Source organism: Streptomyces sp. NPDC027672, from assembly GCF_055566335.1.
Window position 1 is genome coordinate 336,212 of the sequence record NZ_JBVHSO010000008.1, and the last position, 16,045, is coordinate 352,256.

General features: G+C 74.5%; 15 protein-coding genes. 6 read left to right on the plus strand and 9 right to left on the minus strand.

Annotated features, from left to right (window positions below):
* Positions 1–272: 272 nt before the first annotated feature.
* The 8 genes from ACZ4SV_RS21500 to ACZ4SV_RS21535 form a co-directional block, all read right to left on the minus strand.
* The gene (locus ACZ4SV_RS21500; RefSeq protein ID WP_468006014.1) at positions 273–1,355 is read right to left on the minus strand and encodes a Zn-dependent alcohol dehydrogenase; all 1,083 of its coding nucleotides are present in this window, start codon (positions 1,353–1,355) and stop codon (positions 273–275) included.
* Positions 1,356–1,370: 15 nt separating this feature from the next.
* Entirely contained in the window at positions 1,371–2,759 is a 1,389-nt protein-coding gene (locus tag ACZ4SV_RS21505) for an aldehyde dehydrogenase family protein (protein WP_468006015.1), read from the minus strand.
* Between the two features lie 156 nt (positions 2,760–2,915).
* A complete protein-coding gene (locus tag ACZ4SV_RS21510) occupies positions 2,916–3,581 on the minus strand; it encodes a class F sortase (RefSeq protein ID WP_468006016.1) in 666 nt (221 codons plus the stop codon).
* On the minus strand, positions 3,568–4,242 hold the full coding sequence (locus ACZ4SV_RS21515; protein WP_468006017.1) for a hypothetical protein: 675 nt from the start codon (positions 4,240–4,242) through the stop codon (positions 3,568–3,570). The genes ACZ4SV_RS21510 and ACZ4SV_RS21515 overlap by 14 nt, the downstream gene beginning before the upstream one ends.
* Before the next feature lie 102 nt (positions 4,243–4,344).
* Complete coding sequence (locus ACZ4SV_RS21520; protein WP_468006018.1) at positions 4,345–5,592, minus strand: MFS transporter; 1,248 nt, start codon at positions 5,590–5,592, stop codon at positions 4,345–4,347.
* Between the two features lie 24 nt (positions 5,593–5,616).
* Entirely contained in the window at positions 5,617–6,996 is a 1,380-nt protein-coding gene (locus ACZ4SV_RS21525; RefSeq protein ID WP_468006019.1) for a CitMHS family transporter, read from the minus strand.
* Between the two features lie 220 nt (positions 6,997–7,216).
* Positions 7,217–7,834, minus strand: coding sequence for a TetR/AcrR family transcriptional regulator (locus ACZ4SV_RS21530; RefSeq protein ID WP_365941588.1), 618 nt, complete (start codon positions 7,832–7,834; stop codon positions 7,217–7,219).
* Positions 7,835–8,012: 178 nt separating this feature from the next.
* Positions 8,013–8,612 (minus strand): hypothetical protein, encoded by a 600-nt coding sequence (locus ACZ4SV_RS21535; RefSeq protein WP_468006020.1) that lies wholly within the window; start codon positions 8,610–8,612, stop codon positions 8,013–8,015.
* Positions 8,613–8,763: 151 nt separating this feature from the next.
* Between ACZ4SV_RS21535 and hmgA the strand changes: the two genes are divergently transcribed.
* From hmgA to ACZ4SV_RS21550, 3 genes are read left to right on the plus strand one after another with little or no spacing between them, the layout of a single operon-like run.
* On the plus strand, positions 8,764–10,074 hold the full coding sequence (hmgA, locus tag ACZ4SV_RS21540; protein WP_468006021.1) for a homogentisate 1,2-dioxygenase: 1,311 nt from the start codon (positions 8,764–8,766) through the stop codon (positions 10,072–10,074).
* A gap of 46 nt (positions 10,075–10,120) precedes the next feature.
* Positions 10,121–10,870, plus strand: a complete 750-nt coding sequence (locus tag ACZ4SV_RS21545) for a GntR family transcriptional regulator (RefSeq protein ID WP_468006022.1) — start codon at positions 10,121–10,123, stop codon at positions 10,868–10,870.
* Between the two features lie 24 nt (positions 10,871–10,894).
* On the plus strand, positions 10,895–12,049 hold the full coding sequence (locus ACZ4SV_RS21550; RefSeq protein WP_468006023.1) for a type ISP restriction/modification enzyme: 1,155 nt from the start codon (positions 10,895–10,897) through the stop codon (positions 12,047–12,049).
* A 217-nt stretch (positions 12,050–12,266) separates the two neighbouring features.
* Here ACZ4SV_RS21550 and ACZ4SV_RS21555 read toward each other — a convergent pair whose 3' ends face one another.
* Positions 12,267–12,989 carry a TetR/AcrR family transcriptional regulator gene (locus tag ACZ4SV_RS21555; RefSeq protein ID WP_468006024.1) on the minus strand — a complete coding sequence of 241 codons (723 nt, stop codon included), beginning with the start codon at positions 12,987–12,989 and terminating at the stop codon, positions 12,267–12,269.
* A 63-nt stretch (positions 12,990–13,052) separates the two neighbouring features.
* Here ACZ4SV_RS21555 and ACZ4SV_RS21560 point away from each other — a divergent pair, with 63 nt between their 5' ends.
* Genes ACZ4SV_RS21560 through ACZ4SV_RS21570 form a run of 3 tightly spaced genes read left to right on the plus strand, consistent with a single transcriptional unit; the run spans position 13,053 to position 16,029 of the window.
* Positions 13,053–14,009: an ATP-binding cassette domain-containing protein gene (locus ACZ4SV_RS21560; RefSeq protein ID WP_468006025.1), complete on the plus strand. Its 957-nt coding sequence runs from the start codon at positions 13,053–13,055 to the stop codon at positions 14,007–14,009.
* Entirely contained in the window at positions 14,006–14,785 is a 780-nt protein-coding gene (locus tag ACZ4SV_RS21565; RefSeq protein ID WP_468006026.1) for an ABC transporter permease, read from the plus strand. Before ACZ4SV_RS21560 ends, ACZ4SV_RS21565 begins: the two co-directional genes overlap by 4 nt.
* Before the next feature lie 47 nt (positions 14,786–14,832).
* The gene (locus tag ACZ4SV_RS21570; RefSeq protein WP_365882109.1) at positions 14,833–16,029 is read left to right on the plus strand and encodes a CaiB/BaiF CoA transferase family protein; all 1,197 of its coding nucleotides are present in this window, start codon (positions 14,833–14,835) and stop codon (positions 16,027–16,029) included.
* Positions 16,030–16,045: the final 16 nt, after the last annotated feature.

Consider the following 16,045-nt stretch of genomic DNA (forward strand, 5'->3'; position numbering starts at 1 on the left):
CCCGACGCAGCGCGGTAAGCAGGGCGGCCCGGGGACGGGGCGCCGCGACCAGCCGAGTGGACCCGCCCGGCGCAGCGCGGTAAGCCCGGCGGCCAAGGGGGCGGGACGCCGTGACCAGCCGGGCAGGCGCGCCCGGCGCGGCGCGCTGAGCGCAGCGGCCGAGGGGCGGGGCCGGTGACCGGCGGGCGGGGCCGCCGTGACCGGGCGGGCGGGTTCGCCGTGGTCGGCCGGGCGGTTTCCCGCCCGGCTCTCGCCGGGCGTCTCCGAATCGCTCAGAAGACCACCAGTGCCCGGCCGCCCTTGCCTGCCAGCATGTTGTCGAAGGCTGCCGGGATGCCCTCCAGGCCGATGCGTTCCGTGACCAGGACGGACAGGTCAAGGCGGCCCTCGCGGACGTGTTCGGCGAGGATCGGCAGGTCCCGGGCCGGGTCCGAGTTGCCGTAGACGCAGCCCGCCAGGGTGCGGCCCCAGTGGAAGAGTTCCAGGGCGTTGAAGGTGACCTGCTGGTCCTTGCCGCCGATGCCGACGACCGTCGTCCGGCCGCCCCGGCGGGTGGACTCCCAGGCGGCGCGGATGGAGACCGCGCGGCCCGCGCACTCCACGGCGACGTCGACGCCCTGCCCGCCGGTCAGGGCGCGGATCCCGCGGGGCGTGGTGTCGGAGGCGAGGACGTAGTCCGTGGCGCCGGCCGCCCGCGCGAGTTCCTCCTTCGCGGGCGAGACGTCGACGGCGATGATCCGCGACGCGCCCGCGATCCGGGCCGCCTGGACGGCGGCGAGGCCCACCCCGCCGGCGCCGAACACGGCGACGCTCTCCCCGGCGCGGACCCGCGCCGAGTAGTGGACGGCGCCGTAGCCGGTGAGCACCGCGCAGCCCAGGAGGGCGGCGTCCACCGGCTCCACCCCGTCCGGCACCGGCAGCACGCAGGACACGGGGACCACCGTCTCCTCGGCGAACGCGGCCACGTTCAGGCCGGGGTGCAGCCGTGTGCCGCCGGTGGTGCGGGCGTACACCTCGGCGGCGCCGTTCAGCGCGTTGGCGCACAGCCAGACCTCGCCGAGCCCGCAGGCGTGGCAGGTGCCGCAGGAGGGCGCCCAGTTGAGCACGACGGCGGCGCCCGGCGCGACCTGGGTGACGCCCTCCCCCACGGCGACGACCGTGCCGGCGCCCTCGTGGCCGAGGACGGCCGGGACCGGCACCCGCATGGTGCCGTTGGCCAGGGACAGGTCGGAGTGGCAGACGCCGGCGGCGGCGAGGCGGACCCGGACCTGTCCGGGGCCCGGTTCGGGCAGCTCGATCCCGGTGATCTCCAGCGGTGCGCCGATGGCGGGCAGGACGGCGGCTCGTACGGCCATGGGTCTCGTACTCCCTTAGAACTGGAGGGACTTGGTCTGCAGGTACTCGGCGAGGCCGTGGCTGCCGAGTTCCCGGCCGACGCCGGACTGCTTGTAACCGCCGAAGGGCGCGAGCGGGTTGAACCGGCCGCCGTTGATGTCGACCTGGCCGGTGTCCATGCGGCGCGCGAAGGCTACCGCCTCCTCCTCGCCGGCGGCCCAGACCGCGCCCGCGAGCCCGTACACCGTGCCGTTGGCGATGCGCAGGGCGTCCGCCTCGTCCTCGTAGCGCAGGATCGTGAGGACCGGGCCGAAGATCTCCTCCTGGGCGATCGTCATGTCCGGGGTGACGTCGGCGAAGACGGTGGGGCTGACGAAGTAGCCGCGCTCGTGCGGGGTTCCGGGGCCGCCCGCGACCAGCCGGGCGCCCTCCGCGACGCCCTTGTCGATGTAACCGCGCACCCGCTCCTGCTGCCTGGCGCTGACCAGCGGGCCGATGCGGTCGGCGTACTTGGCGGCGGCGGTCGCGGCCAGCTCGACGGCCTCGGCGTACTGGTCACGGTGGACCAGCATGCGGGTCCAGGCGCTGCACGTCTGGCCGGAGTTGGCCATGACGTTGGCGACGCCGACGTTCACCGCCCGGGCGAGGTCGGCGCCCGGCAGGATGACGTTGGCGGACTTGCCGCCGAGTTCCAGGGCGACCTTCTTCACGGCCGCGCCGGCCACCGCGCCGATCTGCCGGCCGACCGCGGTGGAGCCGGTGAAGGAGACCAGGTCCACGCCGGGGTGCTCGGCGAGGGCCTGTCCGGCGACCGGGCCGAGTCCGGTGACCAGGTTGAACACGCCCGCGGGCACGCCGGCTTCGTGCACCGCCTCGGCGAATAGCTGGGCGGTGAGCGGGGTGTCCTCGGCGGGCTTGAGGACGATCGTGCAGCCGGCGGCGAGGGCCGGGGCGGCCTTGGCGACGATCTGGTGCAGCGGGTAGTTCCACGGCGTGATGGCGCCGACCACGCCGACCGGCTCGTGCAGGACGGTGGAGTTGCCGACCTTCTCCTCGAAGGCGTGGGTCGCGGCCAGCTCGGCGTAGGAGGCGGCGACCGCGATCGGCATGGAGGTGTGCACCGCCTCGGAGAACTTCAGCGGTGAGCCCAGCTCGGCGGTGACCGTCCCGGCGATCTCGTCCTTGCGGGCCACGAGGGCGCCGTGCAGGGCGGTGAGGCGCGCGGCGCGTTCGGCCGGTGGCGTGGCGGCCCAGCCGGGCAGGGCGGCGCGCGCGGCCCGTACGGCGGTGTCGACGTCCAGCGCGCCGCCCGCCGGCACCCGGCCGATGACCTGCTCGTCGGCGGGGTTGACGACCTCGATCACGTCCCGGTCCGCGGCGGGGCGCCAGGCGCCGTCGATGTACAGCGCGTCATGTGCCTTCATGGTGTGTCCTCCCGGCGGGTCCGCGTCGTCCGGCACACAAACTAGCGATGATAGTTTTGCTGCGCCAGACTTTCCCGGGCCCTGCCCGTGCCGGGGCACCGTCGCGGACGGACCCCGGCCGGCCCGGACCCGCACGTCCGCGCCGGCCGGGCCGCGTCACCTCACCGCGCTGAAGTGCGCGAAGACCACCACGTTGCTGGTGTAGCCGGTCCGCCGGCTGAACAGGCCGCCGCAGGTGATGATCCGCAGCTCCGGGCGCCCGGTCGAGCCATAGACCTCCCGGTCGGGGAAGCCGGCCTTGTCGTACACCTTCACCCGGTCCACGGAGTAGACGGCGGTACGGCCGTCCGCGCGCCGCGCCTCGACCGTCCGGCCGGGCCCGATGTGGGCGAGGCCGGCGAACACGGCGGGCCCGGACCGGGTGTCGCGGTGCCCGACGGCGATCGCGGTGCCGGTCTCGCCGGGGGTGGCTCCGCCCTGGTACCAGCCGACCAGTTCCGGCCGGTCCACCGGCGGTGTCTCCAGCTCCCGGCCGGCGTCCAGCCGCAGCGGGACGACCGGGGCGTCGATGCCCAGCGAGGGCACCCGGAAGGCCGTCGGCCGGGACCGGGGCAGCGGGCGGGGCGGCGGCGCGGCCGGGGCGGGCCGGGCCGCGTGGGCACGGGAGTCCTGGGCCGCCGCCATGGACGGGCCGCCCCGCCTGCCGTCCGGCCCGCAGTGCGACACCACCGTGGCCAGGACGGTCGCCAGCACGGCCGTCCTGGCGAGGCGGTAGGCGCGGGTCCGGTACCAGGGCCTGCGTCGGCGCCTACGCGGCGCCATGGGGCCGGCGGCGGATCACCCGGAGGTACACGACACCGCAGACGGCGAACAGGCCCACGGCCGCCGCCCCGGCCACCGGCGCGTACGCGGCGGCCCTGTCGATGAGGCCGCCGCCGCCCGCGTGCACACCGCCCTTCGGGCCGTCGTGGTCGCTCTGTCCCCAGGACCCGTTGTTCTGCTGGTGGTCCTCGATCTGCCCGCCGGGCGCCCCTTCCGCCCGGCCGTCGTGGCAGTTGACGCGGAAGACCTTCTCCTTCAGGGCCGGGGGCGTGCCCACGGTCCAGCTGATCTTGTACTGTCCGTCCGCCAGTCCCAGCACATCGGTGTGCCCGGCACCGCCCGCGAGCTGGATGATGCCCGTCACGGTGGCGGCGGTGGGCAGCGGGGGCTGGGGCGTGATCGTGTACGCGATGCTGGTCAGGGTGTCGAAGTTGAGGGCCTCCAGGAAGAACTTGCAGACCACCGGGTCGTCCTTGGCCGAGCCGACGAACGACGGCGGATTGGTCGAGCGCGCGTTGTGGATCCGGATGTCGCCGTTCTCCCCCTGGGCCGCCGCGTTCGGCGCCGCCACCCATGAAGCACCCGCCGCGGCGAGGGCGGTGAGGACGACTGTGGCGCCCGCGCGGGAACCGACGGCACGGGGGAGTGTCAGGGTGAGCATGCGCATTCCTCCGAGTTCAGATGATTTTCATACAAATCGCTCTTTCGTCTGGACTCTGCTCCATCCCCCGCGCGACCCCCGGCAGCGACGCCCGGCGCGCCGTCAGATATCGCTCGTGCGGCGCAACCGCGAGCCGCGCCGCCGCTCCCCCGCCACCCGTCCGGCCGTCTCCCGGCGCGGCTCCGGCGTCCGCAGCGCCACGCCCGACGACACCAGCAGCAGGACCCCGAGCAGCACGAACGGCGCAGCCACGCCGGCCAGACCGGCCACCAGGCCCGCGGCGGCCGGGGCGGCGACCTGGCCGAGCCGGTTGCCGGTCAGCCGCAGCGCCAGCGCGGTGGAACGGGCCTCCTCGGGCGCGGCCCGCACCACCGTCGTCATCGACAGCGGCTGGCCCACGCCCAGACAGAAGCCGAGGGCCGTGAGCATCGCGCCGAGCGCCCACACCGGCACCGGCAGCGCGACCGCCGCGCACAGCAGGGCCGCCGGCAGGCAGGTCGCGGTGAGCAGCACGGGCCGGCCGAGCAGCCGCAGCAGCGGGGTGAGGACGAGCCGGCAGGCGATGCTGGCGGCGGCCCGGAGGCCGAGCAGGACGCCGACGACCGACGGTGCGATGCCCCGGTGCTCGCCGACCACCGGCAGGTAGGCGGTGAGGATGTCGGTCGCGGACAGCACCGAGAGGCTGATCAGGATGCCCGCGGGCACGCCCCGGGTCCGCAGGATGCCGGCGACCGGCACCCGCCCGGCACGCGGCGGGCGTGGGCCGGCGGCCGTGCGGTCCTCGATCCGCCACAGCGAGGCGAACGCGGCCGCGGCGCCCGCGCCCGCCGTGACGAGGGCGAGCGCGCTGCTGCGGGCCAGCCCGCCGGGCCCCTCGCCGCCGACGAGGGCGCCCGCGGCGAGGGGCCCGGCGAGCTGGCCGAGCGAGGCGCCGATGGTGAAGTACCCGAAGTCGCGGTCCTGTTCGTGCGGCGCGGACTGCCGGGCCACCAGCGACTGGGCGCCGATCACGAAGCACAGGTGCCCCAGCCCCATGACGCCGCTCCACAGGGCCATCGCCCCCAGCGAGCCGGCGAGGCCGCTGAGCGCGCAGCCGCCCGCGATGAGGACCACGCCGACGGACAGCAGCGGGGCGCAGCGGCCGTGGTCGGTGCGACGGCCGAGCGGTACGGCGGCGAACAGCGGCAGCAGGGCGTACACCCCGGCGATGACACCGACCGCCCGTTCGTCGGCGCCGAGCGCGAGGGCCCGGTAGGAGACGGCGGGCCGGGCCATCGACACGGCGCCCTGCGCGCAGCCGAAGGCGATGACGAGACGGAGCAGCCAGCCGCGGTCGCCACCGGGCGCCATGGGCGAAGTCCCTTTCCTGCGTGCTCAGATGATGCCGTACAGCAGGCCCGCGCCGAGCACCACCAGGGAGGTGAGCACGGCCCACTTGACCACGAACCGGGTGTGGTCGCCGAACTCCACCCTGGCCATGCCGACCAGGACGTAGACGGCCGGGACGAGCGGGCTGGACATGTGCAGCGGCTGGCCGACGATGGAGGCGCGGGCGATCTCCGCCGCGGAGACGCCGTGCGCCTGGCCCGCCTCGGCGAGCACCGGCAGGACGCCGAAGTAGAAGCCGTCGTTGGACATGAAGTAGGTGAGCGGGATGCTCAGCACGCCGGTGACCAGGCCCATGTGCGGGCCCATGCCGGCGGGGATATTGTCCACCAGCCAGGTGGCCATGTGGTCGACCATGCCGGTGCCCTGGAGGACGCCGGTGAAGACGGCGGCGGCGAACACCATGCCGGAGACGTTGAGCACGTTCTCGGCGTGGGCGGCGATCCGGGCCTTCTGGTCCGGCATGTGCGGGAAGTTGACGGTCAGGGCGAGGGCCGCGCCGAGCAGGAACAGCACCGGGATCGGCAGCCACTCCATGATCATGGCGGTGAGCAGGACGACGGTGAGCAGCGCGTTGAACCAGTACAGCCGCGGGCGCAGGGTGGGGCGGTCCGGGTCCAGGCCCTGGAAGCCGTCATCCTCGGGCGCGTCGTCCGCGGCCCCGGCGGCGGCGCCGGCCGCGGGCCCGCTCCCGGCGCCGGCGCCGACCAGCACCGTCTCGCTCTCCTCCACCAGCACCTCGTCCAGCATGAGCACGCCGAGCCGGCTGCGCTCGCGGCGGCCGAGGACGTAGGAGAGGACGAGGACGAACAGCAGGCCGGTGGCGAGGGCCGGGATCATCGGTACGAAGATGTCGCTCGCGTCCAGCTTCAGCGCGGTGGCGGCGCGGGCGGTGGGGCCGCCCCAGGGCAGGGTGTTCATCACGCCGTTGGCCATGGCGGCGACACCGGTCATCACGACCAGGGACATCTTCAGGCGCTTGTACAGCGGGTACATCGCCGAGACGGTGATCATGAAGGTGGTGGAGCCGTCGCCGTCCAGGGAGACGATCGCGGCGAGGACCGCCGTGCCGACCACGATCCGCAGCGGGTCGGCCTTGCAGAACCGCAGGATGCCCCGCACGACCGGGTCGAAGAGACCGACGTCGATCATCACGCCGAAGTAGACGATCGCGAACATGAGCATCGCCGCGGTGGGCGCGAGGCCGGTGACGCCGTCGATGACGTAGTCGCCCAGCTTGGCGCCCTTGCCCACGCCCACGCAGAACAGCGCGGGGATGAGCACGAGCGCCGCGATCGGCGACATCTTCTTCAGCATGATCAGGACCAGGAAGGTCGCGATCATGGCGAAGCCGAGGATGGTGAGCATGAATGGTTACCTAACGTTCGCCCTTGAACATCCCACCTGGGGGCCGGCGGTGCGATGACGTTAGGTCCGTTCACTCGGCGTTAACAAGATGGTGAGGCGCGAGCAATAAGCGCGAAAGTCCAGGTCACGGCAGTGCGAGCCGGACGGCGGGTACGGCGTCGGGCAGCGCGGGCGGCGGTCCCGGCGCGGAACCGGTCCGGTGTGACCGGGGTGGCCGGTCTCAGTCGAGTACGCGGCCCAGGTAGGCCCGCAGCAGGTCCCGGGTCTCGGCGATGACCGCCTCGTCCCCCTGCGGGTCGACCCGGAATGCCAGTTGCACGAGGGTGTCGGCGGCCTCCACGGCGACCAGGAACACCCGCCGCAGGCCGGCGTCCGGGGTGCGGGCGAGATGGCCGGCCAGCAGCTCGGTCAGCCGGTCGGCGACCCGGGTGTTGGGCTCGCCGTGGCGGGAGCCGACCGGGATCTGGTTGCCGAAGTCGACCAGGGAGAAGCCGGGCGCGGTGCGCTTCATGGCCAGGTACTCGTCCAGGACGGCGTCCATGGCGGCCCGCCAGCCCCCGGTGCGGCTCTCCGCCAGCCGCTCGGTGACGCGCTCGACGTACCGCTCCAGGTTGCGCTGGGCGAGGGCGTCGGCCATCTCCCGCTTGTTGCCGAAGAAGCGGTAGACCGAGCCGATGGGGACGCCGGCGCGCTGGGCGACGGCGCGGGTGCTCAGGGCGTCGTAGCCGACCTCGTCGAGCAGGTCGGCGCAGGCGTCCAGGATTCTGGTCAGCCGTTCGGCGCTGCGCCGCTGGACGGGCGCGCGGCGGAGCGATGTCGCGTGGGGCACGGGCTTCATGATGCCTTTCCGCCGTGGTCCGGTGAAGCTCGCCCCAGAGTACGGAGACGGGCGGGCGGTCCACTCACCCGCCGGGGGCAGGGCTGTGAGCAGTGGCCTTGCCGGGCCGGTCCGGGCGGTGGCCGGGCGCCCGGCGGGCCTCCGGTGAGCCGTCATCCGGCCGGCACGCCGACCGGGCTCAGCCCTCCGGCGTACCCGGCGTACTCGGCGTGCCCGGGGTGCGCGACGTACCCGGCGTACCCGGGGTGCGCGGGGTCCGCCCTGCCGGGGGCGGTTCCGGGTCGGACACCGTGATGTCGGCGGTGCTCTGGACCGGCTTGCCGTGCACCGCCCACACCGTGCCGTCGTCGGCGTAGAGACGGGCGGTGATCTGGTGGGTGCCGTGCGGGACGAGGCCGGCGGGCAAATGATGGGTCCGGGACCGCAGCCGGGCGACCCGGCGGCCGTCCACGAAGAGGTGGACGAGTCCGCGGCCGAGGACCGCGACCGGGCGCGTGCCGGGCTCCGAGCAGCGGAAGCGGCGCAGGGCCAGCCGGACGTCCCAGCCGCCGGCCGGGTCCGGGGCGACCTCGACGGCGACCTCGGGCGCGCCCTGCGGGGGCACCTCGCGCAGGTTGCGCCCGGTCTCGTCGGTGCCGTCCAGCACCTTTCCCACCGGCGAGGGCGAGACCCCGTCCCCGTGCGCCTCGCCGGCCGCGCAGGCCGCCGCCCCCCACGGCAGCAGGACGCACACCGCGAGCGCGACGAGCCGTCCACGCGTCCACTTCGTCCACGACATGATCCGGAGCGTAGAACAGCGCCCCGCCGCCCCGGATCCCCCTCGAGTCGGGTTCCGGCCATACCCCGGAGGGAGGACCCGGGAATGCTCTTGCGCGGGCCCGCACTCATTCCTACGGTGTTGCATAGGAATCGGGACGCGAGGAGCGATCATGAGCGGGGACGCACGGAAGACCGCCGAGGGGCTGTCGTATCTGACCGGATTCGGCAACGAACACGCCTCGGAGGCGGTGCCGGGCGCCCTGCCCGAGGGCCGCAACTCGCCCCAGCGCGCGCCGCTCGGCCTGTATGCCGAGCAACTGAGCGGTACGGCGTTCACCGAGCCGCGGGCTCACAACCGGCGCTCCTGGCTGTACCGCATCCGTCCCTCGGCCGCGCACCCGGCGTTCACCCGCACCGGCGAGGGCGCGCTGCGCACGGCGCCGTTCACCGAGACCGTGCCCGACCCCAACCGGCTGCGCTGGAACCCGCTGCCCGAGCCGCCGGCCGGCACGGACTTCCTCGGCGGCCTGTGGACGCTGGGCGGCAACGGCGACGCGACCCAGCGCACGGGCATGGCGGTGCACCTGTACCACGCCAACGCCTCGATGGAGCGGGTCTTCTCGGACGCCGACGGTGAGCTGCTGATCGTGCCCGAGCGCGGCGGACTGCTGCTGCACACCGAGTTCGGCCGAATGCATGTGGAGCCGGCCCAGGTCGCGCTGATCCCGCGTGGAGTGCGCTTCCGTGTGGAGCTGACGGACGAGTCCGCGCGCGGTTATGTGTGCGAGAACTATGGGTCGCCGTTCCGGCTGCCCGACCTCGGTCCGATCGGCGCCAACGGCCTGGCGAACCCGCGGGACTTCCGGGCGCCGGTCGCCGCGTACGAGGACGTCGAAGGCCCGGTGGAGGTGGTGAACAAGTTCTGCGGCTCCCTGTGGACGGCCACCTACGACCACAGTCCCCTGGATGTGGTCGCCTGGCACGGCAACCATGTGCCGTACGTCTATGACCTGCGCCGGTTCAATGTGATCGGCACCATCTCCTACGACCACCCGGACCCGTCGGTCTTCACGGTCCTGACCTCTCCGTCGGACACGCCTGGCCTGGCCGGTGTGGACTTCGTGGTCTTCGCGCCGCGCTGGCTGGTGGGCGAGGACACGTTCCGGCCGCCGTACTTCCACCGGAACGTGATGAGCGAGTACATGGGCCTGATCGAGGGCGCGTACGACGCCAAGGCGGAGGGTTTCGTGCCGGGCGGCGGCTCGCTGCACAACATGATGTCGGCCCATGGCCCGGACCGGGAGACGTTCGACCGGGCGAGCGCGGCCGAGCTGCGGCCGCAGAAGATCGACGACGGGCTGGCCTTCATGTTCGAGACCCGCTGGCCGGTGACGCTCACCGCGCGGGCGGCCGGGGCCGACCACCTCCAGCAGCGCTACGACGACGTGTGGCGCGGACTGGAACGCCACTTCCGGGGATGACCGGCGCCATTGCGCCGGACGTTCCCCGCCGGGTACGGATAGCCGCGTGACCTCCTTCGCTCCGGATTCGATCGTCCTGAACCGCAAGCTGCCGCTGTGGTACCAGGTGTCGCAGTCGCTGCGCGCCTCCATACTGGGCCGCTCCCCCGCCGACCCGCTGCGCCTGCCCACCGAGGAACGGCTGGCCGAGCACTACGGCGTGAGTGTGCTGACCATGCGGCAGGCGCTGAAGGAGCTGGAGGACGAGGGGCTGATCAGCCGGCACCGGCGGCGCGGCACGTTCATCGAGCCCGGGGCGCGGCGCGGGACGCCGGTGCGGCTGCTGGGCTCGGTGGACGCGATCGTGGCCCAGCAGTCCGGGATGACGACCGAGCTGCTGGACCACGGCCGGGTGCCGGTGCCGGCCGGACTCGCCGAGTACTTCCCGGACCTGGCGGAGGTGGCGTCGTACCACCGGCTGCGCAGCGACGAGAAGACCGGCGAGCCGACCAACCACGCCGTGAACCACATCCGTCCCGACCTGGCGGAGCGGATCGACCCGCGGGACCTGGTCCGCTGGCCGATGACCAAGGTGCTGCGGGACGTGGTGAAGGCGGACATCAGCCGGATCACGGACACCGTGGAGGCCCGGCTCGCCGACCCGGAGACGGCCCGGCTGCTCGACGTGCCGCTGCTCAGCCCGATCCTGCACTACACGGGGGTGACGTACGACTCCGCGGGCCGGGTGCTGGACGTGGCGGTCATCCACTACCGGGGTGACCGGTTCTCGTTCACCGTCACGCTCGACGCCACCTGATCGCGGGGCGGGTCAGGCCGTACCATGCCCAGCGTGACGCACGACGACGCGCCGCCGCTGGCGGACCTCATGCCGTGGTCCGTCGCACCGCTGCGGCTGGGCCGCGCCTGGCCGGCGGCACCGGACGCGGCCTCGCTGCGGGCCCGCTGGGACGCCCTGCTCAAGGCCGAAGGCCCGGACCGGGAGGCCCTGTTCGAGCCGACCCGCGCGCGGGCGCTCACCTCGGCGGTGGGCCAGCTTCCCGGTCAGTCCACGGGGACGCGGCGGCTCGCGCGCGCCGAGGGGCCCTGCGCGGAGCCGGTGCGGGTGCTCGCCGCCCCCTTCGACGAGCAGTGGCTGATCCCGGACCACCGGCTGATCGACGCGGCCCGCCCGGAGCTGTGGCGGGTGGCGGACGCGGGACAGGTGTTCACGGTGGAGTCGGGCGACGCGGGCCTGCCGCTGCTGGCGACCGGGCTGCTGCCCGCCCTGCGCACCGGCCGGATCCGCCCGCTCTACCGCCGCCCCGGCACCGCCGAACCGAATCTCGCCCCCGGCCTGCCGGACCTGCTGTCGGCCCGGCTGGGCGTCCGTGTCCCGGCACCGGACCTGCTGGCCTGGATCGTGGCGGCGGTCCGCCCGGACCTGACCGTCCCGCTCACCGCGGACCCGGACCTGTGGACCGCCGGCGTGGAGCTGGGCCGCCGGGCGCTGTGGCTGATGCGGCGGGACGGCGAGCGCCCCCGGCTGCCGGGCGGGCGCCGGCCGTACGTCCGCGCGCCCCTGCCTCCCCGCCCGCTCGCGCTGCGCTACGACCCCGACGAGGAGGCCCTGTACCTGGAGGAGGGCCGTATCTCCCCGGTCCCGCCCGGGGTCTGGGAGTTCGAGGTGGCCGGGGTCCCGGTGCTCCCGTCCTGGTTCTCGGCCCGCACCGCCCCGGCCGGGCCGGGCACGCTCGCCGCGATCCGCCCGGCGTCCTGGCCGCAGGAGTGGACGTCGGAGCTGCTGGAGCTGATCACGGTCCTGGCGCTGCTGGCGGAGGTGCGGACCCTGCGGGACGGACTGGAGGTGACGTCCCCGGTCACGGCGGCCGAGCTGCGGGAGGCGGGCGTCCTGCCGGTTCCGGAGCGCTCCCGGCGCCCCGCCTCGGTCCTGGACCACCAGGAGGAGGGCCCGGACGGCCAGTTCGCCCTGCTCTGACCGCCGGCGCACCGGCCCGGCGCGACCGTCAGCCGGGGCACCACCGGACACCCCACCGACACACGGCCCCCGCTCGGGGCCGCCGCCGGTTCACCGGCTCCCCGGCTCCGGACCGCCACCGGTTCACGGCTCGCCCGCTCCGGACCGCCACCGACTCACGGCCCCCGCGCTCCGCGTCGTCACCGACGCACGGCCCCCGTTCCGGGCCGCCGCCCTCTCACCGGCTCCCCCGTTCCGGGTCGAAGGAATCGATGACCCGTTCCACCATCCGCTCGAACACCGCCTCGAGGTCGATCGGTCCCGCGTCCGCCATGAAGGCCGCCGCCATCCTCGGATAGGCGCCGCTGGCGATCCGGCCGCCCAGGTAGGCGATGCGGACCGCGTTCTCCTGCTCCTGCGACCAGGGCAAAGCGCGCACCCGCTCGGCGGTGTCGAGTTCGTTGCGGACGTACGTCGTGACCATGCCGTTCAGCATCGCGATGCACTCCAGCTTGGTGCCGTACGCCGCCTCCAGCGGGTCCAGGCAGGCCAGGCAGTGCTCCAGGTAGCGCAGGGCGTTCGGGCTGAAGCCGTAGACGGGTGACATCAGGCGCGGCAGCCACGGGTGCCGGCGCATCAGCTCGCGGGTCTGCCGGGCGACCCGGCGCATGTCGGCCCGCCAGTCGCCGCTCGGCTCCCACGCCTCGTGCTCCGCGCCGGCCGCGTCCACCATCAGCTCGTACAGGTCCTCCTTGCGGGGGACGTAGTTGTACAGCGACATGGTGCCGCAGCCCAGCTCGGCCGCGACGTGCCGCATCGACACGGCGTCGAGCCCCCGCGCATCGGCGATCCGGACGGCCGCGGCGGCGATGTCGTCGCGCGTGTACGCCGGTTTCGGCCCCCGGCCGGTGCGCTCGGGGCGCGCCCAGATCACCTCGGGGACGGCCCCTCGGACTGCCATGGATCATCACCTCGGCCACCATCGTAGTTACGTACACCGTACGTAGTGCGGTATGGTCCGGGCATGGCTACTACGTACGCTGTACTTAGTGAAGGTCTGGAGAAGCGCTTCGGCGCTGTGCGGGCCCTGCGCGGGCTGGACCTGGCCGTCGCCGAGGGCACGGTCTGCGGGCTGCTGGGGCCGAACGGGGCGGGGAAGACGACGGCGGTGCGGCTGCTGACCACGCTGCTGCGCCCGGACGCGGGCTCGGCGCGGATCGCCGGACACGACCTGGTGCGGGAGGCGGCGGCCGTGCGCCGCCGGATCGGGGTCACCGGGCAGTACGCCACGGTGGACGGGGACCTCACCGGCCGGGAGAACCTGCGGCTGTTCGCCCGGCTGCACCGGGTGCGCGGGCCGGCCGCCCGCGCGGACGCACTGCTGGAGCGCCTGGGGCTGACCGAGGCGGCCGGCCGGAAGGCGTCGACGTACTCGGGCGGCATGCGCCGCCGCCTGGATCTCGCCGCGAGCCTGGTCCGCCGGCCCGACGTGCTCTTCCTGGACGAGCCGACCACCGGACTCGACCCGGCCAGCCGCGCCCGCATCCGGCAGACCGTGCGCGAACTGAAGGAGGAGGGCACGACCGTGCTGCTCACCACGCAGTACCTGGAGGAGGCCGACCTGCTCGCCGACGACATCGCCCTGGTGGACCGGGGCCGGGTCGCCCACTCCGGCTCCCCCGCCGCGCTCAAGGCGCTCATCGGGTCGTCCGTGGAGGCCGTCGTCGCCGACGCCGGCGCGCTGGCGCGGGCCGCGGCCGTGCTGGACCGGCTGACCGGCCGGGAGCCCGTGTTCGACCGGGAGCGGAACGCGGTCGGCGCGGTCACCACCGACCCCACGCTGACCCTGCCCCGCCTGGTGCGCGAGCTGGACGCGGCCGGCGTGCCGTTGCTGGACGCCGGCATCCGGCCGCCCACCCTCGACGACGTCTTCCTGCGGCTCACCGGAGAGTCCGCCCCCAACGAGGAGAGTGCCGCGTGAGCGCATGGGCGTACGACGGACTGGCGATGACGGGCCGCCAGCTGCGCCGGGTCCGCAACAACCCGGGGCTGACGGTCCTGACGCTGATGATGCCGGTCAACATGCTGCTGTTCTTCGGCTATGTGTTCGGCAGCGCCCTGGCCATGCCCGGCCGCGAGTACCGCTCCTTCCTGGTACCCGGACTGCTCGTCGCGACGGCCGCCGGCGGGGTGATGACGGGTATGTTCCAGGCCGCGCAGGACGTCCACCGGGGCGTGGCGGACCGGCTGCGCACGATGCCGGTGAGCCGGGCCGCCGTACCGCTCGGGCAGGCCGTCGCGGACCTCGTCGTCACGGCCGTCGGGACCGTGCCGCTGCTGCTGGTGGCGCTGGCCGTGGGCTGGCGGATCGAGGGGTCCGCGGCCGGGGCGGCCGGGGCCGTGGCGCTGCTGCTGCTCTTCCGGTTCGCCTGCACCTGCGCCGGGGTGTTCCTGGGTCTGCTGACCCGCAGCGAGGAGGCCGCCGGGCAGCTCGGCGCCGCCTCCTTCGTGCTGCCGCTGCTGTCGGACGCGTACATCCCCACGGACCACCTGCCCGGCTGGCTGCGCACGCTCGCCGAGTGGAACCCGATCAGCGCGGTGACGACCGCCCTGCGGGACCTCTTCGGCAACGCTCCCGTCCCGGAGGGCGCCGCCTGGCCGGTGGCGCACCCGGTCGCCGGGGCGCTCGTCTGGAGTCTGGCGCTGACCGCGCTGTTCCTGCCGCTCGCGGTGCGCCGGTACGCACGGGCCGGATGACCCCGCGCTGCTGACAGCAGCGGAGGCCAGGGGAGATCATCCACCCCATGGAGCAACTCCCCCTGCCCCTGGAGGGCATCACCGTCGTCGCCGTCGAGCAGGCCGTGTCCGCGCCGTTCGCCACCCGGCAGCTCGCCGATCTGGGCGCCCGGGTCATCAAGGTGGAGCGGGTCGACGGCGGCGACTTCGCGCGCGGGTACGACACCGCGGCCGGCGGTCTCGCCTCGCACTTCGTGTGGTGCAACCGCGGCAAGGAGTCCCTCGCGCTGGACCTGAAGGACCCGCGCGGCCTGGACGTCGTACGGCGGCTGGTGGCGGACGCGGACGTGTTCGTGCAGAACCTCGCGCACGGCGCGGCGGCCCGGCTCGGCCTGGACGCGGCCACGCTGTGCGCCGCCCACCCGCGGCTGATCGCGGTGGACATCTCCGGCTACGGCGGCTCGGGGCCGTACGCGGACAAGCGGGCCTACGACATGCTCGTGCAGTGCGAGTCGGGGCTGGTGTCGGTGACCGGGACGCCCGAGCAGCCGGTGAAGGCGGGCATCCCGGCGGCGGACATCGCGGCGGCCATGTACGCGTTCTCCGGTGTGCTCGCCGCGCTGGTGCGGCGCGGGACGACCGGGCGGGGCGGGCCGGTGGAGGTGTCCATGCTGGAGGCGCTCGCGGAGTGGCTGGGGCATCCGCTGCACCACACGATGCACGGCGGGGAGCCGCCCGTCCGCACCGGGCTCGCGCACGCCGTGATCGCGCCGTACGACGCCTATCCGACGGCGGACGGCGGGCGGGTGCTGCTGTCCGTGCAGAACGACCGCGAGTGGCGGCGGCTGGCCGGACAGGTGATCGGCCGCCCGGAGCTGGCCGCGGACCCGGCGTACGCGACGAACGCCGCGCGGGTCGCGCACCGGGAGCGGACCGACGCGCTGGTCGCCGGGGCGCTGCGGGTGCTGGACACCGAGGAGGCGGTGGCCAGGCTGGAGAGGGCGGGCATCGCCTGCGCCCGGCTTCGGGATCTGCGCGGACTGGCGGAGCATCCGCAGCTCGCGGCCCGGGGGCGGTGGCGCCGGGTGGGAACGCCGGCCGGGCCGCTTCAGGCGCTGCTGCCGCCCCTCACGCTGCCGGGCGGAGACGAGCTGCGGATGGGTGACGTGCCCGCGCTCGGGCAGCACACCGAAGCGCTGCTGCGTGCCGTGGGGATGACGGACGACGAGGTGGCAGCGCTGCGCCGGGACGGTGTGGCGGCCTGAGCGCGGCCCCCCTGCT

Excerpts from the sequence above, each read along its gene's own strand:
- ACZ4SV_RS21530 (WP_365941588.1), bottom strand. The coding sequence starts at position 7,834 with ATGAAGCCCGTGCCCCACGCGACATCGCTCCGCCGCGCGCCCGTCCAG.
- ACZ4SV_RS21505 (WP_468006015.1), bottom strand. The coding sequence starts at position 2,759 with ATGAAGGCACATGACGCGCTGTACATCGACGGCGCCTGGCGCCCCGCC.
- ACZ4SV_RS21550 (WP_468006023.1), top strand. The coding sequence starts at position 10,895 with ATGCCCAGCGTGACGCACGACGACGCGCCGCCGCTGGCGGACCTCATG.
- ACZ4SV_RS21535 (WP_468006020.1), bottom strand. The coding sequence starts at position 8,612 with ATGTCGTGGACGAAGTGGACGCGTGGACGGCTCGTCGCGCTCGCGGTG.
- ACZ4SV_RS21510 (WP_468006016.1), bottom strand. The coding sequence starts at position 3,581 with ATGGCGCCGCGTAGGCGCCGACGCAGGCCCTGGTACCGGACCCGCGCC.
- ACZ4SV_RS21555 (WP_468006024.1), bottom strand. The coding sequence starts at position 12,989 with ATGGCAGTCCGAGGGGCCGTCCCCGAGGTGATCTGGGCGCGCCCCGAG.
- ACZ4SV_RS21570 (WP_365882109.1), top strand. The coding sequence starts at position 14,833 with ATGGAGCAACTCCCCCTGCCCCTGGAGGGCATCACCGTCGTCGCCGTC.
- ACZ4SV_RS21525 (WP_468006019.1), bottom strand. The coding sequence starts at position 6,996 with ATGCTCACCATCCTCGGCTTCGCCATGATCGCGACCTTCCTGGTCCTG.
- ACZ4SV_RS21500 (WP_468006014.1), bottom strand. The coding sequence starts at position 1,355 with ATGGCCGTACGAGCCGCCGTCCTGCCCGCCATCGGCGCACCGCTGGAG.
- ACZ4SV_RS21560 (WP_468006025.1), top strand. The coding sequence starts at position 13,053 with ATGGCTACTACGTACGCTGTACTTAGTGAAGGTCTGGAGAAGCGCTTC.
- ACZ4SV_RS21515 (WP_468006017.1), bottom strand. The coding sequence starts at position 4,242 with ATGCTCACCCTGACACTCCCCCGTGCCGTCGGTTCCCGCGCGGGCGCC.
- hmgA (WP_468006021.1), top strand. The coding sequence starts at position 8,764 with ATGAGCGGGGACGCACGGAAGACCGCCGAGGGGCTGTCGTATCTGACC.
- ACZ4SV_RS21520 (WP_468006018.1), bottom strand. The coding sequence starts at position 5,592 with ATGGCGCCCGGTGGCGACCGCGGCTGGCTGCTCCGTCTCGTCATCGCC.